Consider the following 21,305-nt stretch of genomic DNA (forward strand, 5'->3'; position numbering starts at 1 on the left):
CTGCCGGACGGCGGCTGCGATGCCATCAGAGCCGAAACAAGGTAATGGTATTGCGATACAGCGTATCGGCTATCACCTCTGCGGGCTCCGGACGTAATTCACAGAGCGCATCAAATACGCGCGCCGCCTGCTCCGGGCGATTCGGCTGCCCCTGAAACCCCTTTAGCGGCATATCCGGCGCATCGGTCTCCAGCAACAGCGCGTCCAGCGGCAACCGCGCCATAACATCACGGGTTTTACTGGCGCGCGGGTAGGTGATGGTGCCGCCGACGCCGATTTTATAGCCCAGTCGCACAAAGCGTTCGGCCTGTTGCAGACTGCCGGCAAAACCATGCACCACGCCGGTTCGCGGCAGATCCTGGCGCTTTAAGTGCATCGCCAGTTTGTCATGCGTGCGCCGCGAATGCAGGATCACCGGCAGATCGTAGCGTTTTGCCAGTTGCAGTTGCGCGTCTAAAAATCGCTCTTGCCTGGCGAACTGCGGATCGTCGCGATAAAGATCGAGACCGATCTCGCCTACCGCCACGACGTTCTGTTGTTGCGCCAGCGCCTGTTGTAGCTTATCAGGATCGTCATCGGCATGACGCTCAATCACAATGGGGTGCAATCCCAGCGCAGCATAAAGCGACGGGAAACGCGCCGCCAGCGCCAGCACACGGGGAAAGTGAGCCGCCTCGGTCGCCGGCACGATGATTTTTTCAACGCCCGCCTCACAGGCACGCTGAATACTGGCGCGCTCATCGCCCGTAAAGGGCGGGAAATCAAAATGGCAGTGTGTATCGATAAAGCGCCAGCTCACGCCAGATCCTCGTCGGTAAAGGTGGTGTCGTTTGCCTGCGGCGCGCTAATGACCTCCGCCACATGCGTATCATTGGCCACCGGCGCCGGAGGCACGACCACCGTTTCCGGCACGGCAATCCGCGACGTATGGCGCAAGAGAGGCGGCGTTGCGGTGAGCAATTTACCAACGGTGGCAAGGAAATAACGCCCGCATAATCGCCCGGTTTTGTAATCCTCACGCAGCGCCGGGATACGGCTGCCCAGCGCCATGCTGTGCAGCGGTTTCGGCGGATAAATTTCAATGATCCGCAGCTTACCCGGCGGCTTTTCAATAAATTGTTGGATCGCGCTGTAGGACGTTTCATGATGCTGCACCAGGTTGACCAACGGCTGTAGACTGCTCTCTCCCAGCCAGCGCTCCATACGCTTAAACCACTGCGGCGTGTAATACATTTGCGAGGGTACGGTGCGGATCACCACAATGGTTTTCGCCCCCCGCTTTGCCGCCTCCTGAACCGGAATGGCGTCGCTAATGCCACCGTCCAGATAGTTGATGCCCTCTAACGTAACGCCGGTACGGTAGAAACCCGGTATGGCGCTGGAGGCGCGAATGATATCAAGCCAGTTTTGTTTTGTCGGCGAGAAATAGCCCGGCGTGTAATCATCCCCCCGGCAGGCGCACATATAAAAGGATTTTCCGCTGTCGAACAGGCGCGCTGCGGTATCCATCTGCAGCGGCATTCGGGCGGCGGTGGATTCCACCAGCCAGTCGAGGTCAATAAGGTTTCCTCCGCGTACAAATCGCAGCGGATCAAAAAATTCGCGCCTGGTGGTATAGCGCATAATGACTTTACGCCCGTAGCCGGGCTGGTTGCAGAGATACGCCGAGAGATTTTGCGCACCGGCTGATGTGCCGAAGTAGAGATGGAAAGGATTAAACTGCGCACGCATAAACTCATCCAGCACGCCTGCGGTAAAGATACCCCGCTGCCCCCCGCCCTCACAGACCAGCGCCATACGGCCTGGCCGGAACGGTGTTAATGATAACGGCGCAATATTGCCGAGCGTAACCGGTATTCGCTGGCCCACCTCTGCCTTCCTGTTTTTCATTTTTTTCCAGGCTGACAAGGTAACGCAAAACGTTAACGGCTAAAACCGTAAAAGCCAGTCCGCTGGACTGGCTTGATAGCAATATATCTTTACAGATGCCTGCTAGGGTCGTTTACGGCCCATGAACAGGCTGACCAGGAAGAGCACGATCCCGACGACGAAGACGATTTTCGCCGCGCCGGCAGCCGTACCAGCCAGTCCACCAAAACCCAATGCGGCGGCAATTAACGCGATAACCAGAAATATAATGCCCCAACGAAACATAAGCCTCTCCTTTACCATAGTTAATGTCGACCGCTAAATATGAGCGCTCAGGCTACTCATTCGCGATATTTTTAGTGTGGTGCACATTACGCCTCCCGACAAACGTCGGGAGGACGAATTACGACGAATTACTGAACTTTCAGATCGTTTTTAACACTTTTTACGCCATCAACGGCTTTCGCGATGCTTTCAGCGCGGTCGCTTTGTTCCTGAGTTTCAACGGTACCGGAGAGCTGTACGACGCCATCGGTCGTTTCCACTTTTACTTTACGGGAAGGGACGAGATCGTCCGCCAGCAACTTGGCTTTGACTTCACTGGTCGTGGCCGTATCGCCGGCATAACCTTTCACGGAACCTTCTTTACTGTCGCGAACGTGAAGTTTGTCGCTAACAGAGGTCACGCCTTCTACGCCTTTCGCCACTTTCACGGCGGCTTCAGCCTGCGCCTGGCTTTCTACAAAGCCGCTCAGGGTGACGACTTTCTGATTGGTTTCGACAGAAATATCGGTGCTTTTAATATTGTCATGGTCTACCAGCGCAGCTTTTACTTTCGCAGTGATGGCGCTGTCATCCATGAAGTTACCGACTTTATTCATAGAGCTATCGACTTTTTGCCCTGCGGTTTCGGTTCCGCTTTGCGCCTTGTCCGTTGTTGCGTTTTCTGCAAAGGCAGAACCTGTCGCAACAGCAGAGGTCAACATTACGGCCAGCAGAGTTTTAGAAATCTTCAGTCTTGTCATAGTCATCGATTTTGTCCTGTATAGTTTGCTCGTAATTTGAGCTCAGGCAACACGAGGTTGCATTGCTGAATGCGGTGAAACTCACCGGTTTCTGAAGTCAATGACTGGCATCACATTCGTGAATTTGTAACGACGCGTCGCCTGCCACCCTTCCGTTTCAGTTATTAATATCGTGACTGAAACAAATCTCAGCTTTAAGCTCTCATATTCACGCATTGAACAGGCATTAAAGCCGACATTTATGTCATCACTTTGTTAAATATAGATCACAATTTTAAAATCGCTTGTCGGCGCGTATAAAAAACAGGCAGATCGGAGAAAAAACGCGGGATTTAAGAACATTCCGTAAGCGGTTAAAAAGGCAGGGAAAGTACGAAGGCGCGGCGGATGCCGCGCCCGGAAAGGGATCAGTGTTCGCGCGTTTTACGGAACTGAACGTCAGGGTAACGTTCCTGGGTCAGGTTCAGGTTAACCATCGTGGGGGCGATATAGGTAAGGTTGTCGCCGCCATCCAGCGCCAGCTGCGTTTCATTCTTACGCTTAAACTCTTCGAATTTCTTCGCATCGGCGCTTTCCACCCAGCGCGCCGTCGCCACGTTGACGGATTCATAAATCGCCTCAACGTTGTATTCGCTTTTCAGGCGCGCGACAACAACGTCAAACTGCAAAACGCCCACGGCGCCGACAATCAGATCGTTGTTGGAGATGGGACGGAATACCTGCACCGCCCCCTCTTCAGAAAGCTGCACCAGCCCTTTCAGTAGCTGCTTTTGCTTGAGCGGATCTTTCAGGCGAATACGACGGAACAGTTCCGGCGCAAAGTTCGGGATACCGGTAAACTTCATCATCTCGCCCTGGGTGAAGGTATCGCCGATCTGAATGGTGCCGTGGTTATGCAGACCCAAAATATCGCCCGGGTACGCTTCTTCAACGTGCGAACGGTCGCCCGCCATAAAAGTTAACGCGTCGGAAATCACCACATCTTTGCCGGTACGGACCTGGCGTAGCTTCATGCCCTTCTCATACTTACCGGAAACCACGCGCATAAACGCCACGCGGTCGCGGTGTTTCGGGTCCATATTGGCCTGAATTTTAAAGACAAAACCGGTGAATTTCTCTTCCGAGGCTTCCACTGTGCGGGTATCGGTTTGACGCGGCATCGGCGCGGGCGCCCACGCCACTAAACCATCCAGCATATGGTCAACGCCAAAGTTACCCAGCGCGGTACCGAAAAATACCGGGGTAATTTCCCCTGCCAGGAACAGCTCTTCATCAAACTCGTTAGACGCGCCCTGCACCAGTTCCAGCTCGTCGCGCAGCTGTTGCGCCAGGTCTTCACCGACGGCAGCGTCCAGATCCGGGTTATTCAGCCCTTTAACGATGCGCACTTCCTGAATGGTGTGGCCCTTACCGGTCTGATACAGATAAGTTTCATCTTTATAAAGGTGATAAACGCCCTTAAACAGCTTGCCGCAGCCAATCGGCCAGGTGATCGGCGCGCAGCCGATTTTCAGCTCATTTTCCACTTCATCCAGCAGCTCCATCGGGTCGCGGATGTCACGGTCGAGTTTGTTCATAAAGGTCAGGATCGGCGTATCGCGCAGACGGGTAACTTCCATCAGCTTACGAGTCCTGTCTTCAACACCTTTTGCGGCGTCGATCACCATCAGGCAACAGTCCACCGCCGTCAGGGTACGGTAGGTATCTTCGGAGAAGTCTTCGTGCCCCGGGGTGTCCAGCAGGTTCACCAGACAGTCGTGATACGGGAACTGCATCACCGAGGTGGTGATGGAGATACCACGCTGTTTTTCCATCTCCATCCAGTCAGATTTTGCATGTTGGCTGGAGCCACGGCCTTTTACCGTACCGGCGGTCTGAATCGCCTGTCCGAACAGCAATACTTTTTCGGTAATGGTGGTTTTACCGGCGTCCGGGTGAGAAATAATGGCAAAAGTGCGGCGTTTGGCCACCTCTTGCAAATAAGGAGACAACGTCATAGTCAAATCTTCTTGAGTAAGCGCGGCGTTTGACCACGCATGTTGAATACGAAAAATGCGGCTATTTTACCCATCAACCTGGGGGAGGCAATCAGTGTTTACACAGGAGCTGCTCCAGTTCGCTTAATGACGCCACAGTCCAGGTTGGATGGATACCCGCGGGCTGCTCGCGATGATGCGCGTTAAGCCAGCAGGTCGACAGTCCGGCGTTAATGCCGCCAAGAATATCGGATTCCGCGGTATCGCCAACCATTAATACGCGCGAGCGGTCAGGATTCCCCGCCTGCTCCAGGGCGTAGTTAAAGATTTTCGGATCGGGCTTCGCGACGCCAACCTGCTCGGAAATCACCAGCAGATCGAAATACTCGCGCAGCCCGGTGCGCTCCAGACGAGTTTGTTGTAGCGCGGTAAAACCGTTAGTAATAATACCGATTTTAGCCTGCCCGCGAATCGCATTAAGTAGCGAAACGGCGCCCGGCAAAGGAGAACAGATCTCCGCCATCGCACTAATAAAAGCGTCATTCAGCAGCCCCGGCGCAACGTTTAGCCGTTCAGCCCAACTTTGAAAGCGCGCGTGCTGCAATTGTAATGAAGTAATCGCGCCGTTCTGATAATCCACCCATAGCGGCTTATTCACGGCCTGGTAATCCTGGAAATCCTCAGCGGTAAAGGTGACGCTATAGTCAAGGAACATCCGCTGTAAGCCGGTGAAAGAATCAAACGTAAACAGCGTTTCATCGGCATCAAAGAAAATCCAGTCCCACTTCATCATTACACCTTGCCTCTTTTATTACATGCTTATCGGTAACGCCATGATGATGGCGTCCTCATGCCCTTGTGCCGTGGGATAGTAATTGCGGCGAATCGTCGCCTCGTTAAACCCCAGACTTTCATACAGCGCGATGGCGGCAGCGTTAGAGGCGCGTACCTCCAGCCATAGCGTTACAACCCCACGTTTTTCCAGTTCATCAATCAGATGCTCAAGCAGCATACGCCCCAGCCCCCGACGCTGAAAATCCGGATCGACGGCGATATTGAACAGCGTCGCTTCGTCCAGCACCACCTGTGTAATGGCAAACGCGGCCATTCTGTCAGCAGCAGTCAGCTTAAGGTTGAGATACCGTTCGCCCTGGTTGCCGAAAAACGTTTTTTCGCTCCACGGAAACGCATGAGCGCGTTGCTCAATCTGCCAGGCTGCGGGGAGATCGGTCGTGCTGAGGATAGAAATCGTGTTCATGTTCGCAGATTTGTTGCCATAGTGCGGCGCGTGCCGCCGGGTTTGCCCGGAGTTCATTAAACGCCGGCGTCGTGACCTGAGCGCCTTCGAGTTGGAGCGGCGCGTCAGTTCCTAACCGCCAGCTATTACAACGGCTGCCCTGCGGCAGCATGGCGACGCGCTCAGGCGCCAGGGGTAAAACCTGATCGGGACTCACGGTCAACGCGCGTAAAATATCGCGCATTAGCGGCTCGTTCAGCGCAGGTAATTCCTCTGCAACCACGATCAGACGAACGTGCGCGGGAAGGGAAATCGCAATCTCGCCCTGTAGCGCGCCAGGACGTCGCAGCGCCCACTGCGTAATACCCAGTTGCTGTAACTGCCAGTCTCGTCGGGATGTCATAGCGAAACGCTCCTGTAATCAGGGGCGCAAATATAGCAAATCTGTCGAATCTCCGCCATCAAACTACTATAATCGCCGCCAGTCTGAATTAAGGAGCATTCCATGTCTGCTTTTACCCCGGCAAGTGAAGTCTTGCTGCGCCACAGTGATGATTTCGAACAAAGCCGTATTCTTTTTGCCGGAGATTTGCAGGATGACCTGCCCGCGCGCTTTGAATGCGCCGCCAGCCGCGCGTATACGCAACAGTTTCACCACTGGCAGGCGTTAAGCCGCCAGATGGGCGATAACGTCCGTTTTAGCCTGGTCGCGCAAGCCAGCGATGTCGCTGACTGCGATACGCTGATCTACTACTGGCCGAAAAATAAACCCGAAGCGCAGTTCCAGTTGATGAATATTTTGTCGCTGATGCCGGTGGGCAGCGATGTTTTCGTCGTGGGAGAAAACCGCAGCGGCGTGCGTAGCGCCGAACCGATGCTGGCGGACTATGCGCCGCTGAACAAAGTAGATAGCGCGCGACGTTGCGGCCTTTACCATGGTCGTCTGGAAAAGCAGCCGCAGTTTAGTCTTGAATCCTGGTGGGCCGAGTACAATATCGACGGGCTGACCATCAAAACGTTGCCGGGCGTATTCAGCCGCGACGGACTGGATGTTGGTAGCCAACTGCTGCTGTCTACGCTGACGCCGCACACCAAAGGTAAAGTGCTGGATGTCGGCTGCGGCGCTGGCGTGCTTTCCGCCGCGCTGGCCAGCCATTCGCCGAAAGTGCGCCTGACGCTGTGTGACGTCAGCGCTCCGGCGGTGGAAGCCAGCCGCGCCACGCTTGCCGCTAATGGTCTTGAAGGCGAGGTATTCGCCAGCAACGTCTTTTCGGAAGTCAAAGGACGTTTTGACATGATCATCTCCAACCCGCCGTTCCACGACGGAATGCAAACCAGCCTTGATGCGGCGCAAACGCTCATTCGCGGCGCAGTGCGCCATCTGAACAGCGGCGGAGAGTTACGCATCGTGGCGAACGCCTTTCTGCCCTATCCTAAGATTCTGGATGAGACCTTTGGCTTCCATGAAGTCATCGCGCAAACCGGGCGCTTTAAGGTTTATCGTACCGTGATGACCCGTCAGGCGAAGAAATAGTTGGCCTGATAAGCGCAGCGCCATCTGGTTGCATGTGCCGGATGGCGACGCCAGGCGTCTTATCCAACCTACGTCTCGCGCCCATTTTTGCAGCAATCAATCTATCCCATGCAATTAACTATTGACGAATAGCTGAAAACCACTAGAATGCGCCTCCGTGGTAGTGATTCTTTTCAAGAATCGATGGTATGCGAAGGTGGCGGAATTGGTAGACGCGCTAGCTTCAGGTGTTAGTGTCCTTACGGACGTGGGGGTTCAAGTCCCCCCCCTCGCACCAAAACCACGTTGATATTGCTCGCACTGGGCGAAGGTGGCGGAATTGGTAGACGCGCTAGCTTCAGGTGTTAGTGTTCTTACGGACGTGGGGGTTCAAGTCCCCCCCCTCGCACCAACGAGGCGATATCAAAAAGTAAGATAACTGTGCGAAGGTGGCGGAATTGGTAGACGCGCTAGCTTCAGGTGTTAGTGTCCTTACGGACGTGGGGGTTCAAGTCCCCCCCCTCGCACCAATTATCTTATCCTTCCTTTGTCCCTTCATTTTCATCCCTGATTCCAGTTCATCATTGCCAACATCATGCCGCCAATAAGCGCTATACACGATGGCAGCAGTACAAAATGCCGTAATTGTTTGTGATACAACATCAGCGCAGACAGTAGCAATCCTGATACAATCAACAGCTTCAGCGCATAAGCTGACAGGCCGATAAACGCCAGTCCAACGATAATCACTCCAGGCAATAACACGCCCCATCCGCTGCCTAACGTCCGCTGCAACATGGTTTCACCTCTGGAATTGATAATGATAACCAATATCATATGATATCTTTTCTCATTTGTCAGCCGGGGAGAAAGCTAAAGAGATGAGTTTTACTTAACGGTTGATGACACGTATTCAGTAAGGTGATAAATTGTCCGACTGTTAACGTAAAAACAACAACACCTCGCTTTAGGCGACCTTTTCTCATACGTTATTTTCATGTTGGCGCCCGATTCCGTGTATATCACCGATAAATAACGACAATTACCCATGACAACACCATCCTGGCGGTCGCTTCGTATTAAGAAGTATCAGTTTTCTTTACGTCTTTTCTTGTTTCTCAACGCCGTGTCGGCGCTATTTACTCTCGTTTTCCCCCTTTATCAGATCAATGTATTTTGCACGCCAATGATCGGGATAGTGGTCCTGAGCGTATTACTGTTGATATGGCATGGGAAATATGGACAAAAAAGAATTAATCTCCCCTTTATCTCCCTACTCTTTGGGGGAATATGGGCGGCGCATATTGCGCTAAAGTATCCGGCGTTAGGCCATTATGATTTCTCTTTTTTACTGATCTCCCTGCTTAGCGTTCTGTTTATCGGCTCGATAGCCTTTGCCGCGAATATCGTCGCGTTTACGCTCTATTCGCTACCGCCAGTCGCGGTCTGCCTGTGGCTGAACGGTAATGAACAAGGTTTGCGAATTCTCTATTTGCTGGCCCTGCCAATGGTGGGAATCGCTATTCAACATGTTATCCAGAAACGCTACGATAATTTTGCCCAACAGCTCATGTTTAAGCTGCTGGCCGAGCGGGAAACTCTCAATGGCCTGAGTATGCTTGATCCATTAACCGGCTTATATAACCGCCGTGGCCTGCAAAATCGGCTGGATACGTTACAGGCGCCGGGCAGCCATGAACACTACGTCCTGCTATTGGATATCGATCATTTCAAAGCGTACAACGATCACTACGGTCATATGATGGGCGATCAGGCGTTAATCCGCGTCTCAGCGGCAATTCGGGACGCCGTGCGATCGCGCGATGTCGTCTGCCGTTTTGGCGGGGAAGAATTTCTGGTGTTGCTGACCACCGCCGAACCACAGCAAGCCCGCGCTACCGCAGAACGTATCCGACAGGAAGTATACGATCTTAAAATCCCGCATATGTTTAACGAAAGCGTCGCCACCAATGTCACTGTCAGTATCGGCATTGCGCCCCTGACGGATCGCAATATCGGAGACGCTATCGAAAAAGCGGATAAAGCGCTCTACGAAGCCAAGCATCTTGGACGTAACCACATTCTGGTCAGCGACGACATGCGCGCCCTATGAAGCCTGCTGACGTAATCGTGCTACGCCAACAGCGTTAACCATAAACCGCTTGCCATCGTTTATCGCTATCGATAGGATTAGCAATCATTATCATTTAGATTAACATCATTAAACTGCGCTATGGCCTACCGTTCCGCACCGATTGCTGACGATATTATCTGGCGAGCTGCTCCCCAGCCGGAAGACGCCTCGCTGGCGGACGCAGTACGCGAGACGATCGCCTCTACCCGTGAGCACCTGTTGGACTTCATCCGGCTGGATGAAACACCGCCGCCAACGGCAATGACTCTTGCCCAGTGGACGCGCCCCGCGACGTTTCGTTCATTGCTGGCCGCCTATTCCGATCACATCTATCGGCACACGCCAGGCCTGGCACGTGAAAATAAGCCGTTACTCTCCCTGTGGGCGCAATGGTATATCGGGCTGATGGCGCCGCCGCTGATGCTGGCATTACTGACGCAAGCGCGCGCTATCGATGTCTCGGCAGAACATATTCACGTTGAATTTCATGAAACCGGGCGCGCCGCGTGTTTCTGGCTTGACGTGCATCAGGATAACCTGGCAACGGGGCGTTCCCCGGAAGAACGAATGGAAACGCTGTTAGTCTCCGCACTACAGCCGGTCATTCAGGCGCTGGAGGCGACTGGCGACATCAACGCGAAACTTATCTGGAGCAATACCGGTTATTTAATTAACTGGTATCTGACTGAGATGAAACCGCTGCTTGGCGAAGCCCTGCTGGCAATGCTACGCCAGCGCTGTTTTTTTGAAAAGCAGCTATCCGACGGTCAGGATAACCCGCTGTGGCGGACCGTCGTAATGCGCGACGGTCTTCTGGTACGCAGAACCTGCTGTCAACGTTACCGCTTACCTGATGTACAGCAGTGCGGCGACTGCACGCTAAAGTAAACCGCTTTACGCTACCTTCAGTTATCGTCACGGCTTACTGCTGCTGGCCTGTCACATTATTATATTTACAGCGGCGCTCTCCGTATGCCAAATTACGTTTTGCCATTTTTGGGTCTACCGTGGCTATTGGTAAGGTCTCAGGAGAGAAGAATGAGTCTGCAATCTGTACGGCAATTTCTGGCCGATCATGCTCCCGATATTGAAATTATCGAATTAAATCAAAGTACAGCGACTGTCGAGCTGGCAGCCAAAGCGCACAACGTAGAGCCAGGGCAGATAGCTAAGACGCTCTCGCTTAAAGTAAAAGACACCATTATCCTGGTGGTCGCGAAAGGCGATGCCCGCCTGGATAATAAGAAGCTTAAAACCACTTTCGGCGCAAAAGCCCGTATGTTGAGCAGCGATGAAGTGGTCAATGCAACCGGACATCCTGTCGGCGGCGTATGTCCTTTCGGGCTGGAGCACCCGCTGCCCGTTTATTGCGACATCTCTCTGAAGGGGTATAACGAAGTATTGCCTGCCGCAGGCGCCACGCACAGCGCGGTACGCATCACGCCGGAAAGAATGGCTGAACTGACATCGGCGACCTGGGTAGACGTGTGCCAATAACGTGCCTGACACCCGGATTCCCCGAACAAGCACGGCGCATCCGGCGCGGGCTATACCCGATGCTGGAGCGCGGTACCATCTCCGGCGCGCAGATATAACAGAATATCCGCAGCATCGAGTAACCCGGCATCAGAACTCACGCCCAGCTTGGACATCACATTAAACTTATGCGCCCGGATAGTCTTAATGTTACGTTCTAGCTGGACGGCAATTTGCGGCATTGAGTAGCCGTTCGACATGAAACGCAGAATCTCCCGCTCGGTTGGACTAAGCATACAATTCTGGTGAAGTTCCCAAAGATTGTCTGTACGCTCCGTTGTCCGCCGGGCGCTATTAAGCGATGTAAATAAGGCATCCTGTAAAACATCCAACGGCGACGCTTTGCTGATGACCCCATCCAGCGGCAGCGGGGATAATGCGCTGATTAAGCGGGCTTCAGCATCATCATCGGCAATCACCAGACGCCGCATATGGGGATAATTTATCGCCAGTTCCGTCAGGCTGGATAATCCTGTCCGGCGTTCAGTTCTTAACGCAGAAAGAGAAAAAATAACGGCAGAAAACGGCGTCTTTAGCGCAGCCTTATAAAACGCGGATGGTTTTGAAAAAATATGAAGCGTATGTCGGCAATCCGGCATTGCATCAAATAGCCCTTTAATACCAATGGTGCTCATCACGCATTTTTCTACGAGCGCAACATTTCTCTTGCTGATTCTGTTTTCCATTCCATGGTTTCTCCATATACCGAAGGTAGGTTCAATTCTCTGGCTCCCTGAGAACTGTTTATCCATGCATACATCTCTGCATTACTGTGTATTGATAAGCGTCGCATGGCGCTATTTTTTTGGGCGCTAATTGTTTTATTACTTTTTTTAAGTAACGCCGCAATTTGGTTAATGCCCCACCCTTTTCCTAAAAGGCGTAATACTTTTCGTTCAGACAGCGTAAGGACAATCGGCCTGTCGTGGGCCTGCTGAATTTCAGACGGTACCTGAGGCGATAATAACGTTTTACTTATTCTTTCTGAGCGAGCGTTTCCCGCATGGATAACGCTAATAAGATTCTCGATTGGCTCTTCGTCTGAAAGCAAGGTGCTGACGGGGCCCATCAGGAGATCAACCGCATGTGGATAGCAGGATTTAGGAACCAGAAATACCCAATGTATGTCGCGATATTGCGAGATTAAGCTATAAAAATATTCGCAGATAGCGCGGGGAGAGGCATTGTTAACTGCTAAATCAGCAATAACTAAATTACTTCGGCGTAGCTGTAGCAGCGTTAGCTCTTCTATCGTACGACAATACGCCAGTTTATAATCGGGGAAATTACCTGTTATAGCCCCTTTAAGGCCTTCCTGTATAAGAGGGGTTTTACTGATAATAAGTCCATTTTTGCAGCATCCTGGCAGCATAATTCCTCCGCACCCACGCCGCCACTTTTCATTGCCCCATTAATAAAAACACTATTAACAATGATCGCAAAGAAATATAGGCCGAGTGGATTAATTATCCTTGTTTTATTTTTAAATATCTAACATTGATTGCGCTACAATCCACATAGCACAAAAACATGAAATCACTATCGTATAGTTACTCATAAAACCAGAAGCAAGACAATTAAATTAACTAAATTTGCACATTAGCAATTCTAACGAAAACGCATCATATTAATAAATTTAAAATATGAGTTCGCCCTTCATTCATATTGCTGAGTCCTAAAACAAAAGCCCAACAATACTGTCCACCATCCATAAAACCCATGTAATATCTACGAATTACACTAAGTCATGCCTATTTTTACGCCCGCTGCTCACGCCATTGTGGTTAAACCATTAATGCATATAGTTGATAAAATTCACCACATCATTGATTCAAAAATGAGCGGCCAGGCTGGCATAATGCCTCTATTCTGGAAACGGACATACGAGAACCGTCGCCCATAAGGATATCCTGCCTGTGACGAAGCGCACGTCTCAGGAAGCTTATGCGTTGCGTCTGGTGGTTGACGTTTTTATCAACAAGAAATTGATCTTAACCAACGCCATCATGCCTGCGCTTCGTGTTAAAAAGAAAGCCTCTGTCATAGTGGCGGCGCATAGAATGTCTTTTCGGACAGGACGAGTCATGCAAGAAGAGCAATCAATTCAACGAGCAGTAACACGGTTATGTATTCAATGCGGGCTGCTTTTATTGCAGCACGGGGCGGAAAGCGCACTGGTTGATGAGCTTTCCACCCGCCTCGGTTTGGCGCTCGGTATGGATAGCGTCGAAAGCGCGATCTCCTCTAACGCCATTGTCCTGACGACCATTAAAGACGGACAATGTCTGACATCGACACGTAAAAACCAGGATCGCGGCATTAATATGCACGTCGTCACGGAGGTTCAGCATATCGTTATCCTCGCGGAACATCGTCTGCTGGATTACAAAGGCGTGGAAAAACGCTTTAGCCAGCTCCGCCCGCTGCGTTATCCGCGCTGGCTGGTGGCGTTTATGGTCGGTCTTTCCTGCTCCTGCTTTTGTAAGCTGAATAATGGCGGCTGGGATGGCGCGGTTATCACCTTTTTCGCCAGTATGATAGCCATGTATATCCGCCAGATGCTGGCGCAGCGGCATTTACATCCGCAGATCAATTTTTGCATTACCGCCTTTGTCGCTACCACGATTTCCGGGCTGATGCTCACCCTTCCCGCCTTTAGCCAGACGCCCACTATCGCCATGGCGGCGAGCGTACTGCTACTGGTGCCGGGCTTTCCGCTGATTAATTCCGTCGCAGATATGTTTAAAGGACATATTAATACCGGGCTGGCGCGCTGGGCTATCGCCAGCCTGTTGACACTGGCCACCTGTGTGGGCGTAGTGATGTCAATGACAATATGGGGGCTACGAGGATGGGTATAATCGACTTTTTACTGGCGCTAATGCAGGACATGATCTTGTCTGCGATCCCCGCCGTCGGGTTTGCGATGGTCTTTAATGTTCCCCACCGGGCGCTTCCGTGGTGCGCGCTACTGGGGGCGCTGGGTCATGGCTCGCGTATGCTGATGATGAGCGCAGGCTTTAATATCGAATGGTCGACGTTTATGGCTTCGCTGCTGGTCGGCAGTATTGGTATTCAGTGGTCACGCTGGTATCTCGCTCACCCTAAAGTGTTTACCGTCGCGGCCGTGATCCCGATGTTTCCGGGGATTTCCGCCTATACCGCGATGATTTCCGCAGTAAAAATTAGCCATCTGGGCTATAGCGAACCGATGATGATTACGCTGCTGACCAATTTTCTGAAAGCCTCTTCCATTGTTGGCGCGCTCTCAATTGGCCTCTCTGTACCGGGATTATGGCTGTACCGCAAACGCCCCCGCGTGTGAATGGTGGAACGCCTCCTGCTGTTCTTACAGGTCTGTGTGGTACTATAAAAACAGTCGCCCTTCTCGGTTGTTGTTCCATATTGAGAAACATTATGTCTTCCAGAATTTTAACGTCGGACGTCATCGGTATTGACGCCCTTTTACACGATCATCATGCTGTGCTGGCGAAGTCAACGGGCGGCGCAGTGGCGGTATTCGCTAATAATGCGCCTGCATTTTATGCCGTGACGCCTGCACGCATGGCTGAACTGCTGGCGCTTGAAGAAAAGTTATCACGTCCGGGAAGCGATGTGGCGTTAGACGCGCAATTTTACGAAGAACCCGAAGCCGCCCCCGTTGCGATTCCCTGCGGAAAATTCGCCATGTATCCCGCCTGGCAACCGGATGCGGATTTTCAGCGTCAGGCCGCCCTTTGGGGCGTGGCGCTTCGGGAGCCGGTCACCGCAGAAGAGCTGGCGGCGTTTATCGCCTACTGGCAGGCGGAAGGTAAGGTTTTTCACCATATCCAGTGGCAGCAAAAGCTGGCGCGCAGCGTGCAAATCAGCCGTTCCAGCAATGGCGGAATGCCGCAGCGCGACATCAATAGCGTCAGCGAACCTGACAATCATATTCCACCAGGTTTTAGGGGGTAACGATGAAAAATGTTGGCGACCTGATGCAGCGTCTACAAAAAATGATGCCTGCGCATATTACGCCGGCGTTTAAAACGGGCGAAGAATTGCTGGCGTGGCAGAAAGAGCAAGGCGAGATCCGGGCGGCGGCGCTGGCGCGGGAAAATCGGGCGATGAAAATGCAGCGCACCTTTAACCGTTCCGGCATTCGACCGCTGCATCAAAACTGTTCGTTTGATAACTATCGGGTTGAGTGCGACGGACAAATGAACGCGTTAAGCAAAGCCCGACAGTACGTTGATGAGTTTGACGGCAATATCGCCAGCTTTGTCTTTTCCGGCAAGCCGGGAACCGGTAAAAACCATCTCGCCGCGGCTATTTGTAACGAGCTGCTGCTGCGCGGAAAGTCGGTACTGATTATCACCGTAGCGGATATTATGTCAGCGATGAAAGACACGTTCAGCAATCGGGAAACCAGCGAAGAGCAGTTGCTTAACGATCTGAGTAACGTTGATCTGTTGGTGATCGACGAGATCGGCGTGCAGACCGAATCTCGCTATGAAAAAGTGATCATCAATCAAATTGTCGATCGTCGTTCCTCGTCAAAACGTCCCACCGGCATGTTGACGAACAGCAATATGGAAGAGATGACGAAAATGCTTGGCGAACGCGTCATGGACCGTATGCGTCTCGGCAACAGTTTATGGGTTAATTTTACCTGGGACAGTTACCGCAGCCGGGTGACGGGTAAAGAGTATTAAATTGCAACGTGCGCCAGGGCGATACAACGCCTGGCTGGCATAACACAGGTGATTACCATGAATACAGCGAAACATGTTCTGTGCTGCGCGGCGATCGCCAGCGTACTGATTTCCACCAGCGGTATTGCCGCCAGTCAGTTAAGCGCTCAGGGCGCGAACGCACAGCAGGGCGGGATGTCGCTTTCTGCGCTAACCGGTCTGCTCAGCAGAGGTGCCCAGTCGCTCAGCGCCGATAATATGAATAATGCCGCCGGTATTTTGCAGTACTGCGCCAAACAGAAACTGGCGTCCGCTACCAACGTGGAAAACGTTAAAAATCAGATTCTGAACAAGTTGGGGTTGGATACCACACAGCAGGAGCAGGACACTAACTACCTGAACGGCCTGCAAGGGTTGCTCAAGACGAAGGACGGCCAGCAGTTGAACCTCAATAATATCGGCAGTACGCCGCTGGCGGAAAAGGTGAAAACCAAAGCTTGCGATCTGGTGTTGCAGCAAGGGCTGAATTTCCTCTCCTGACTGCGTTTTTCTGACCGTGCGCCACGCCGGGACGCCCTGTTAAAAGCCGTGTTTTGGCCTTTTACCCGCCAACACGGCATTAACCCGATTTTTCTCTTCGTCTTTTCCTGTTATTAACCGCTATGGCAGGAAGTGATGCCGATCAAAAAACCAACTTTCTAAACTCATTCTAAATAACAGCGCCGTGTAAAGTCATTAGAATTGCAGCAATGTGACATCGCTATTACATTGTTAGAAATTTTTTCCTGCCAGCGATAAGCCTGGTTTATTGAGGATCGTCAGTTGTCCGAGTTGCTCTCTGTCGCTCTGTTTCTCGCCTCTGTGCTGATATATGCCTGGAAGGCGGGCCGTAACACCTGGTGGTTTGCCGCCACTCTCACGGTGCTGGGACTTTTTGTCATTCTGAATATTACCCTGTATGCCAGCGACTATTTTACCGGCGACGGGATCAACGACGCAGTGCTTTATACGCTCACGAATAGTCTGACGGGAGCGGGAGTCGGCAAATATATTCTGCCGGGAATCGGCATTGCCCTGGCGTTAGTGGCGGTATTCGGCGCGCTGGGATGGGTACTACGCCGCCGCCGTCACCATCCTCATCATGTCGGTTACAGCCTGCTGGCGTTACTGCTGGCGTTGGGTTCGGTCGACGCCAGCCCGGCGTTTCGCCAGATTACCGAACTGGTAAAATCACAAATGCGCGATGGCGATCCGGATTTTGCCGTTTATTATAAAGAACCAGCAAAAACCATTCCTAATCCGAAGCTCAATCTGGTCTATATCTACGGCGAGAGCCTGGAACGGACCTATTTTGATAATGACGCGTTCCCCAATCTCACGCCAGAGTTGGGCGCGCTGAAAAATGAGGGGCTGGATTTCAGCCATACCATGCAACTGCCGGGAACGGATTACACCATCGCCGGGATGGTGGCTTCCCAGTGTGGTATTCCGCTGTTTGCGCCGTTTGAGGGCAATGCGTCCGCGTCGGTTTCCAGCTTCTTCCCGCAGAATATCTGCCTCGGCGATATTCTGAAAAACTCCGGCTACCAGAACTATTTCGTGCAGGGCGCTAACCTGCGTTTTGCCGGGAAAGACGTGTTCCTGAAATCACACGGATTTGATCATCTGTACGGCGCTGAAGAGCTAAAAACGGTGGTGGCGGACCCGTCTTATCGTAACGACTGGGGCTTCTACGACGATACAGTGCTTGATGAGGCATGGAAGAAATTTGAAGCGCTTTCCCGCTCAGGCCAGCGTTTTTCGCTGTTTACGCTGACCGTAGATACTCACCACCCGGACGGGTTTATCTCACGCACCTGCAACCGCAAACGCTACGATTACGACGGCAAGCCCAACCAGTCCTTTAGCGCCGTAAGTTGCAGCCAGGAAAACATCGCCGAGTTTATCAACAAAATCAAAGCGTCACCGTGGTTTAAAGATACCGTTATCGTCGTCTCTTCCGACCATCTGGCGATGAATAATACGGCCTGGAAGTACCTGAATAAGCAAGATCGCAACAATCTGTTTTTCATTCTGCGCGGGGATAAACCGCAGCAGGAGACGCTGGCGGTCAAACGCAACACGATGGACAACGGCGCAACGGTGCTGGATATTCTCGGCGGCGATAATTTTATCGGTCTGGGACGTAGCAGCCTTTCCGGGCAGTCGCTGTCGGAAGTGTTCCTGAATGTAAAAGAGAAAGTGCTGGCGATGAAGCCGGATATCATTCGCCTGTGGAATTTCCCGAAAGAGATAAAAGATTTTACCGTCGATCGGGACAAAAACATGATCGCTTTTTCCGGCAGCCACTTCCGCTTACCGCTGCTGTTGCGGGTGTCGGATAAGCGCGTCGAGCCGCTGCCGGAAAGCGAATACTCTGCCCCGCTGCGCTTCCAACTCGCCGATTTTGCCCCGCGCGATAACTTCGTCTGGGTCGACCGCTGCTACAAGATGGCGCAGTTATGGGCGCCGGCGCTGGCGCTCTCCACCGACTGGTGCGTCTCGCAGGGGCAGCTTGGCGGGCAGCAAACCGTACAGCATGTCGATAAAGCGCAGTGGAAAGGTAAGACGGCGTTTAAAGACACGATGATCGATATGGAACGCTACAAAGGCAACGTCGATACCTTAAAGATTGTCGATAACGATATTCGTTATAAAGCCGATAGCTTTATCTTTAATGTCGCGGGCGCGCCGGAGGAGGTGAAGCAGTTTAGCGGCATTTCCCGGCCGGAGTCCTGGGGGCGCTGGTCAAATGCGCAGTTGGGCGATGAGGTTAAAATCGAATATAAAGCGCCGCTGCCGAAAAAGTTTGATCTGGTGATCACCGCCAAAGCCTTCGGCGACAACGCGAATCGGCCGATTCCGGTACGCGTAGGCAACGAAGAACAGACGCTGGTGCTGGGTCACGATGTGTCCACTATCACGCTGCATTTCAACAACCCGACGGACGCGAATACCTTAGTCATTGCGCCGCCCGCTCCCGTCTCCACCAACGAAGGTAATATTTTGGGCCATTCGCCGCGCAAATTGGGGATTGGCATGGTGGAGATCAAAGTGGTGAATGTTGAGGGTTAAAAGAGAATGTCATATATGCCGGGTGGCGGCTGCGCCTTACCCGGCCTACACATCATCTTTATCAATAAACTGGCGCACAGGCCTGATAAGCGAAGCGCCATCAGGCACTGTATATATTACACGCCCCTTTCTGTTAATAATCGAACTGACGGTAGTAACGACGAATATCCAGACTGTGGCCGGTATATTTCTCGAAGTGCGCCGCCAGTCGGTCAACTAACAATGTCGAAACAACACTCGGCGCCATGATCCAGCGGAACTCATCATCAATACCGTCCAGCGCATACGCTTTCGGATCAATCACCACCAGGTTATCGGTAATCTGACTGGCGAAGCGCTCAACGCGTTCATCCAGCGCGCGGCATTTCCCTTCCCCTTTCACTAGAATGAGCGGCACCTCTTTTTCCAGCAGCTCCAGAGCGCCGTGGAAAAATTCCGCAGAGCTGACGGGGCGCGTGCGCTTCCACTGCATCTCTTCCAGGATACACATGGAGAACAGATAGACCTCGCCCCACATCTCCGCGCCGCCGACCCACATCATATAATCGCTGTTATGATAACGGCTGGCGATAGCATCGGCCTGCGGATCAAATTTTTGTTTCGCTTTCAGCAGATTCGCCGGCAGAATTTCCAGTTGGCTGGCGAAGCGATCGTAACTGGCGAATTCGTTATTGCGCGACAGCACGCGGAAAAACAGCCAGTACAGCAGCATATATTCATATTCCACGCCATTTTTGTGACGCATCGGAATATGCCATGTCGCCGCCTGCGCCAGCGGAGAGTCCGCATTTTTGGTAATGGCGACTACGCGTATTCCCTGCGCTTTACACCACTCGGCGATCGCCACCGATTCTTTGGTATCACCGGATTTAGACAGCGTAATAACCACAGAGTCTTTATTCAGCCGCTTATTTCCTTTATGAATTAATTCTGCCGCCTGCTCAACATAAACCGGCAACGTTGTTAATTCTTTGGCAAATTCATTAATTGCCATCATTGGCGCCAGTGAACCGCCAACAGAGGCGAAAAATAAAGAACTGAACCCGGCCTGATAAATCTCGTCAGCAACCTGTTCTGCCTTCTGGCGCGCAGCGATGATCTCACGAGCACTCGTCAGGTACTCGTCCTGATTAAAACCCAACATATTTTTCTCCTGATTGTTCAGATTTTACTTTTTAAAACGCGATCGAAATCGTCAAAAATGCGTACCGAAAGGTCGATGCCTTTCAGTGAGGCGATATGAAACGCCATGAGTTGTACCGGCACAATCAACAGCAATGGCGAGAAATGGTGATCAACCGCTACATCCAGCGCAAGCGTCTGGTCATCCTGCGCCGCCTTCGCCAGCGTGAGAGTAAAGGTTTTGGCAACCGCAGGCGTCATATACTCCCGTAGCGCCCTGGAGCGTGCGTCGGGCCGGTCCTCAAAGAAGAACATCACGTGTTCCGCATTGGCTTCCAGATACGGGCCGTGCATATAGGCTTCCAGCTCAAACCCGCTTGAGGGAACACGTACCGTCTCGGTAAATTTAGTTTCCAACTCTTTTGCCACCCCAACCAGCGCGCCGTAGCCTATCGCCACAAAACGCGTCCCGTTTCGTAAAACGGACTGGTGCTGGTGAATAAACGCTTCCGTACGCACGATAACCAACGGCAGGGTTGCCGCGATGCGTTGAAGCTGCGCCACATACTCCTCGACCTGCGATTCCGTCAGTCGCTGCTGCTGACGGGCAACTAACAACGCGATAAGCAACAGATTCAGTACCGTCGCGCTAAATCCACGGGTAACAAAGCCGACGGACTCAATCCCGGTCAGAATATCCAGTGGATAATCACTGGCCTTGCCAAGAGGGCTTTGCGGATCGGCGGTCAGAGCGAATACCGGACGTCCCTGCGCCTGAACTTTACGCATCGCCTCCAGGGTAGAAGCGCTTTTCCCGCTCTGGGAAATAGCAATAACCATATCGGCTTGCGGATCGCTATTCTCATACTGGCTAAAGGTGTACGGCTCTTTAATATCGATAGAGATACCGCAGCGCTCAAAGAAATAACGGGCGCAAAAGGCGGCATTCAACGACGATCCGGTAGCTAATATCAGGATTCGTCGTAACGTTTTTTGGCTGGCGAACCGCGATACTTCTTCCAGCGACTGGCGATGGCAGCGAATAATATTCGCCAGGACGTCAGACTCTTCGTTAATATAGGTCAGCATGGTTGGTGACATAG

At 52.3% G+C, this 21,305-nt stretch carries 23 protein-coding genes and 3 tRNA genes; 13 read left to right on the forward strand and 13 right to left on the reverse strand.

Annotation, left to right across the window (positions count from 1 at the left end; genetic code table 11):
- Positions 1 to 25 precede the first annotated feature (25 nt).
- The 8 genes from QEN32_RS18775 to QEN32_RS18810 form a co-directional block, all read right to left on the reverse strand.
- Positions 26 to 799: a metal-dependent hydrolase gene (locus QEN32_RS18775; protein ID WP_000119005.1), complete on the reverse strand. Its 774-nt coding sequence runs from the start codon at positions 797 to 799 to the stop codon at positions 26 to 28.
- Entirely contained in the window at positions 796 to 1,869 is a 1,074-nt protein-coding gene (locus QEN32_RS18780; protein WP_000531546.1) for a patatin family protein, read from the reverse strand. Before QEN32_RS18780 ends, QEN32_RS18775 begins: the two co-directional genes overlap by 4 nt.
- Positions 1,870 to 1,992: 123 nt before the next feature.
- Positions 1,993 to 2,154: a DUF1328 family protein gene (locus tag QEN32_RS18785; RefSeq protein WP_000490276.1), complete on the reverse strand. Its 162-nt coding sequence runs from the start codon at positions 2,152 to 2,154 to the stop codon at positions 1,993 to 1,995.
- A 128-nt stretch (positions 2,155 to 2,282) separates the two neighbouring features.
- On the reverse strand, positions 2,283 to 2,900 hold the full coding sequence (osmY, locus tag QEN32_RS18790; protein ID WP_023201309.1) for a molecular chaperone OsmY: 618 nt from the start codon (positions 2,898 to 2,900) through the stop codon (positions 2,283 to 2,285).
- Positions 2,901 to 3,301: 401 nt separating this feature from the next.
- On the reverse strand, positions 3,302 to 4,891 hold the full coding sequence (gene prfC, locus QEN32_RS18795; protein WP_000175965.1) for a peptide chain release factor 3: 1,590 nt from the start codon (positions 4,889 to 4,891) through the stop codon (positions 3,302 to 3,304).
- A gap of 91 nt (positions 4,892 to 4,982) precedes the next feature.
- Complete coding sequence (yjjG, locus tag QEN32_RS18800; RefSeq protein WP_000870686.1) at positions 4,983 to 5,660, reverse strand: pyrimidine 5'-nucleotidase; 678 nt, start codon at positions 5,658 to 5,660, stop codon at positions 4,983 to 4,985.
- Positions 5,661 to 5,681: 21 nt separating this feature from the next.
- Positions 5,682 to 6,128 (reverse strand): ribosomal protein S18-alanine N-acetyltransferase, encoded by a 447-nt coding sequence (rimI, locus tag QEN32_RS18805; protein WP_001092434.1) that lies wholly within the window; start codon positions 6,126 to 6,128, stop codon positions 5,682 to 5,684.
- Positions 6,073 to 6,510, reverse strand: a complete 438-nt coding sequence (locus QEN32_RS18810; protein WP_000203996.1) for a DNA polymerase III subunit psi — start codon at positions 6,508 to 6,510, stop codon at positions 6,073 to 6,075. Before QEN32_RS18810 ends, rimI begins: the two co-directional genes overlap by 56 nt.
- Positions 6,511 to 6,612: 102 nt before the next feature.
- Here QEN32_RS18810 and rsmC point away from each other — a divergent pair, with 102 nt between their 5' ends.
- The 4 genes from rsmC (at position 6,613) to QEN32_RS18830 (ending at position 8,150) form a co-directional block, all read left to right on the forward strand.
- On the forward strand, positions 6,613 to 7,641 hold the full coding sequence (rsmC, locus tag QEN32_RS18815) for a 16S rRNA (guanine(1207)-N(2))-methyltransferase RsmC (protein WP_001272293.1): 1,029 nt from the start codon (positions 6,613 to 6,615) through the stop codon (positions 7,639 to 7,641).
- Positions 7,642 to 7,831: 190 nt separating this feature from the next.
- Positions 7,832 to 7,918, forward strand: a tRNA-Leu gene (locus tag QEN32_RS18820).
- Positions 7,919 to 7,945: 27 nt separating this feature from the next.
- Positions 7,946 to 8,032, forward strand: a tRNA-Leu gene (locus QEN32_RS18825).
- Positions 8,033 to 8,063: 31 nt separating this feature from the next.
- Positions 8,064 to 8,150, forward strand: a tRNA-Leu gene (locus QEN32_RS18830).
- Between the two features lie 31 nt (positions 8,151 to 8,181).
- Here the strand turns inward: QEN32_RS18830 and QEN32_RS18835 are convergent.
- Positions 8,182 to 8,418, reverse strand: coding sequence for a DUF1435 domain-containing protein (locus QEN32_RS18835; RefSeq protein ID WP_000941878.1), 237 nt, complete (start codon positions 8,416 to 8,418; stop codon positions 8,182 to 8,184).
- Between the two features lie 250 nt (positions 8,419 to 8,668).
- Here QEN32_RS18835 and QEN32_RS18840 point away from each other — a divergent pair, with 250 nt between their 5' ends.
- The 3 genes from QEN32_RS18840 to QEN32_RS18850 all read left to right on the forward strand — a co-directional run bounded on the left by QEN32_RS18840 (position 8,669) and on the right by QEN32_RS18850 (position 11,251).
- Positions 8,669 to 9,733, forward strand: coding sequence for a GGDEF domain-containing protein (locus tag QEN32_RS18840; protein ID WP_000211207.1), 1,065 nt, complete (start codon positions 8,669 to 8,671; stop codon positions 9,731 to 9,733).
- A gap of 120 nt (positions 9,734 to 9,853) precedes the next feature.
- Positions 9,854 to 10,642 (forward strand): siderophore-iron reductase FhuF, encoded by a 789-nt coding sequence (gene fhuF, locus QEN32_RS18845; RefSeq protein ID WP_080203349.1) that lies wholly within the window; start codon positions 9,854 to 9,856, stop codon positions 10,640 to 10,642.
- 150 nt (positions 10,643 to 10,792) lie between these two features.
- Entirely contained in the window at positions 10,793 to 11,251 is a 459-nt protein-coding gene (locus tag QEN32_RS18850; RefSeq protein WP_000058276.1) for a YbaK/EbsC family protein, read from the forward strand.
- A 50-nt stretch (positions 11,252 to 11,301) separates the two neighbouring features.
- Here the strand turns inward: QEN32_RS18850 and bglJ are convergent, their stop codons facing one another.
- Together bglJ and QEN32_RS18860 are read right to left on the reverse strand one after the other, a co-directional pair.
- Positions 11,302 to 11,976: a DNA-binding transcriptional activator BglJ gene (bglJ, locus tag QEN32_RS18855; protein ID WP_000431547.1), complete on the reverse strand. Its 675-nt coding sequence runs from the start codon at positions 11,974 to 11,976 to the stop codon at positions 11,302 to 11,304.
- Entirely contained in the window at positions 11,937 to 12,662 is a 726-nt protein-coding gene (locus QEN32_RS18860; protein WP_000936652.1) for a response regulator transcription factor, read from the reverse strand. The genes bglJ and QEN32_RS18860 overlap by 40 nt, the downstream gene beginning before the upstream one ends.
- A gap of 712 nt (positions 12,663 to 13,374) precedes the next feature.
- On the opposite strand from QEN32_RS18860, the gene QEN32_RS18865 reads away from it, so the two are divergent.
- The 6 genes from QEN32_RS18865 (at position 13,375) to opgB (ending at position 19,080) form a co-directional block, all read left to right on the forward strand.
- Positions 13,375 to 14,151 carry a threonine/serine exporter ThrE family protein gene (locus QEN32_RS18865; protein ID WP_001747536.1) on the forward strand — a complete coding sequence of 259 codons (777 nt, stop codon included), beginning with the start codon at positions 13,375 to 13,377 and terminating at the stop codon, positions 14,149 to 14,151.
- Complete coding sequence (locus QEN32_RS18870) at positions 14,142 to 14,615, forward strand: threonine/serine exporter (protein ID WP_000511329.1); 474 nt, start codon at positions 14,142 to 14,144, stop codon at positions 14,613 to 14,615. Before QEN32_RS18865 ends, QEN32_RS18870 begins: the two co-directional genes overlap by 10 nt.
- A 92-nt stretch (positions 14,616 to 14,707) precedes the next feature.
- Positions 14,708 to 15,247: a primosomal protein DnaT gene (gene dnaT / locus QEN32_RS18875; protein WP_000098573.1), complete on the forward strand. Its 540-nt coding sequence runs from the start codon at positions 14,708 to 14,710 to the stop codon at positions 15,245 to 15,247.
- 2 nt (positions 15,248 to 15,249) lie between these two features.
- Positions 15,250 to 15,987 (forward strand): DNA replication protein DnaC, encoded by a 738-nt coding sequence (gene dnaC / locus QEN32_RS18880; RefSeq protein WP_000799924.1) that lies wholly within the window; start codon positions 15,250 to 15,252, stop codon positions 15,985 to 15,987.
- A gap of 57 nt (positions 15,988 to 16,044) precedes the next feature.
- Positions 16,045 to 16,506: a DUF2501 domain-containing protein gene (locus QEN32_RS18885; RefSeq protein WP_001090314.1), complete on the forward strand. Its 462-nt coding sequence runs from the start codon at positions 16,045 to 16,047 to the stop codon at positions 16,504 to 16,506.
- A 282-nt stretch (positions 16,507 to 16,788) separates the two neighbouring features.
- On the forward strand, positions 16,789 to 19,080 hold the full coding sequence (opgB, locus tag QEN32_RS18890; RefSeq protein WP_131044953.1) for a phosphatidylglycerol--membrane-oligosaccharide glycerophosphotransferase: 2,292 nt from the start codon (positions 16,789 to 16,791) through the stop codon (positions 19,078 to 19,080).
- 133 nt (positions 19,081 to 19,213) lie between these two features.
- On the opposite strand, the gene QEN32_RS18895 is transcribed toward opgB, so the two are convergent.
- Together QEN32_RS18895 and QEN32_RS18900 are read right to left on the reverse strand one after the other, a co-directional pair.
- Positions 19,214 to 20,224 carry an SIS domain-containing protein gene (locus tag QEN32_RS18895; protein ID WP_063809588.1) on the reverse strand — a complete coding sequence of 337 codons (1,011 nt, stop codon included), beginning with the start codon at positions 20,222 to 20,224 and terminating at the stop codon, positions 19,214 to 19,216.
- Positions 20,225 to 20,241: 17 nt separating this feature from the next.
- Positions 20,242 to 21,303, reverse strand: coding sequence for an SIS domain-containing protein (locus QEN32_RS18900; protein ID WP_079942197.1), 1,062 nt, complete (start codon positions 21,301 to 21,303; stop codon positions 20,242 to 20,244).
- Positions 21,304 to 21,305 lie beyond the last annotated feature (2 nt).

Source organism: Salmonella sp. SA14318, from assembly GCF_029866905.1.
GTDB lineage: Bacteria > Pseudomonadota > Gammaproteobacteria > Enterobacterales > Enterobacteriaceae > Salmonella > Salmonella enterica.